Annotated in this window: 2 protein-coding genes; both read left to right on the forward strand. The window is 38.4% G+C overall.

Features of this window, described 5'->3' with window-relative positions:
* A partial coding sequence (mnmA, locus tag A9Q93_RS03005; protein WP_303685900.1) for a tRNA 2-thiouridine(34) synthase MnmA occupies positions 1-902 on the forward strand: 902 nt, incomplete at its 5' end.
* 86 nt (positions 903-988) lie between these two features.
* Entirely contained in the window at positions 989-2,569 is a 1,581-nt protein-coding gene (locus A9Q93_RS03010) for a S8 family serine peptidase (RefSeq protein WP_303685901.1), read from the forward strand.
* Positions 2,570-2,617 lie beyond the last annotated feature (48 nt).

Consider the following 2,617-nt stretch of genomic DNA (forward strand, 5'->3'; position numbering starts at 1 on the left):
TATGTAATCGCGAGATCAAGTTTGATGTTTTTATGGATATTGCTCTAGACCTAGGAGCAGATTTTGTAGCAACAGGACATTATTGCCAGAAGACCACGACCGTAGAAGATGGCAAAGAAATCCATCATTTATTAGGTGGAGCAGATGCTAATAAGGATCAAAGTTATTTCTTATGTCAAGTATCACAAAAACAGCTTGCAAGAACGCTTTTCCCAATTGGTCATCTTCAAAAGTCTGAAGTAAGAGAGATCGCAGCTTCACAAGACTTAATTACCGCTGGTAAAAAGGACTCCCAAGGATTATGTTTTATAGGTAAAGTACGTTTGCCAGATTTTTTACAACAGCAATTGCAACCCAAGGCTGGCGATATCGTAGAGATAGATGCACAGACTAGTCGTGAGAAAATGCTAGAACTTGTTACTACAGATGGAAAGGTCGATGAGAATGAATGGGTCTCGCTTTCGCGAAAGCGGAAATATCATCCCTCTGAAGGTAAAGTGGTAGGAAAGCATCAAGGAGCACACTATTTTACACGTGGGCAACGCAAAGGACTTGCTGTAGGTGGTACGCCAGAACCTTTATTTGTTATAGAAACAGATGTAAATACAAATACTATTTATGTAGGTCAAGGAAAACAGCATCCTGGATTATATAGAAAAGGTTTATTTGTAACCCAAGATGAAATGCACTGGATAAGAGAAGATCTAGAATTAGAAATAGGAAGTACTATGGAAGTTATGGCGCGTATACGCTACCGCCAGACACTAGATAAGGCCACTTTACATAGAGTAGAAGGTGGACTTTATGTCATTTTTGAAAAAGATCAAAGTGCGATTTCACCGGGACAGTTTGTAGCATGGTATCGAGAACATGAATGCTTAGGTAGTGGTGTGATTGCTTAAGGTAACATGTTGATTTGAAATAATGTAGAAGTAACTTTAAGGTTTAATCATCTGGTTATTGATCTAATTGCCGTAATTTTACTCTTATGAGAAAGCTACTTTTCATAGTTCTATGGTCTGTTATGAGCCTGTCTAATGCTCAAGATTTTCATGCTTTAGTGTTTTTTACAGATAAACCTAACACCGTTTCTTCGGTAACTAATTTACAGTCCATTCTTACTCAGCGAGCGATTGATCGCAAGGCACGACATCATATTCCTATAGATGATCGAGATATGCCTATGAATCAATCTTATGTAACTCAAATAAAAAACAAACCTGGAATTACCTATAAAGCACAGTCTAAATGGTTCAATTGTGTGCATGTAGTCGGGACACCAGCTGCCATAAATGCGCTTAGTAATTTACCTTTTGTTTCAAATATTGATTTTACAGATCCTTCAAAAAATGCTCAGATAAATAGTGTGGATAAGTATGCAAACATGGTAACCACGCCACTTAACTATGGAACTGCTAGAAATCAAATAGAAATGATAGGTCTAGATGACTTACATAATAGTGGCAATACAGGCTCTGGAATATTAATCGCAGTCACAGATTCTGGATTTCCTAATGTAAATACTAATTCGGGCTTTACTCAATTGCGTAATAATAACGGCATTGCTGGTGGCTGGGATTTTGTAGATCGAGATGCTACGATCTATGATAATCATTTTCATGGTTCAAGAGTGCTGAGTGTAATGGCTGGTAGCGAAACAGGTAATTTTGAAGGTACTGCACCAGATGCTCGTTATTACTTATTTCGTACAGAAGAGGCCGCAATAGAAACACCAGCTGAAATGTCTTACTGGGTACAAGCCGCAGAGCGTGCAGACTCACTAGGAGTAGATGTGATCAATGTGTCCTTAGGCTATTTAGGTTTTGATAACGCAGCAGAAAGTCTTTCTTATCAAGACATGAATGGATCGACAGCTTTTATATCTCAAGGAACTAATGTAGCTTTTGATAAAGGTATGCTAGTAGTCGTCAGTGCCGGAAATTCTGGTAATAGCACTTCACATCCTTATAACGCAGCACCAGCCGATGCTTTTGGAGCCTTTTCTGTAGGCTCAGTCACGGCAAATGAGGTGAGGTCTAGTTTTTCAAGTATCGGCCCAACTGTAGATGGTCGTATACGACCGGATATAGTTGCTCAAGGTAGCGCCTCTGCCACCATAGATGAGGCCGGTAATCTGGTAACAAGCAACGGGACTAGTTTTAGCGCTCCTATAATAAGTGGAGCAGCTACTTGCTTGATGCAAGCATTTCCTAATGCTTCACCTAATGAAATAAGAAGTGCTATAAGAGCTAGTGCTCATCAATCTAATACCCCAGATAATCTTTTAGGATATGGTATTCCTGATTTTGGAATGGCACGACGTATTTTAAGTACTAATGATCTTACAACTTCAGACCTTAATTATTATGTTGCTAATAAAATTTTGTATTTAGAAACCGCTCAAGGCGAAAATTTAACATCATTCCAGCTCTTTAATCTGAAAGGGCAATCGATTTTCAATATGGCAACAATTCCAAATGAAGAGATTGACCTGAACAATATTTCAGACGGTATTTATTTCTTCAGAGTTAATAATCGTCCTATATCTCACAAGGTTTTAATTTTCTGATTACACTAAAGTAACCTGTAAGTAGAGAGTGAGAGGTGATATATCTAA

It is taken from the genome of Nonlabens dokdonensis, from assembly GCF_002162835.1.
GTDB lineage: Bacteria > Bacteroidota > Bacteroidia > Flavobacteriales > Flavobacteriaceae > Nonlabens > Nonlabens dokdonensis_B.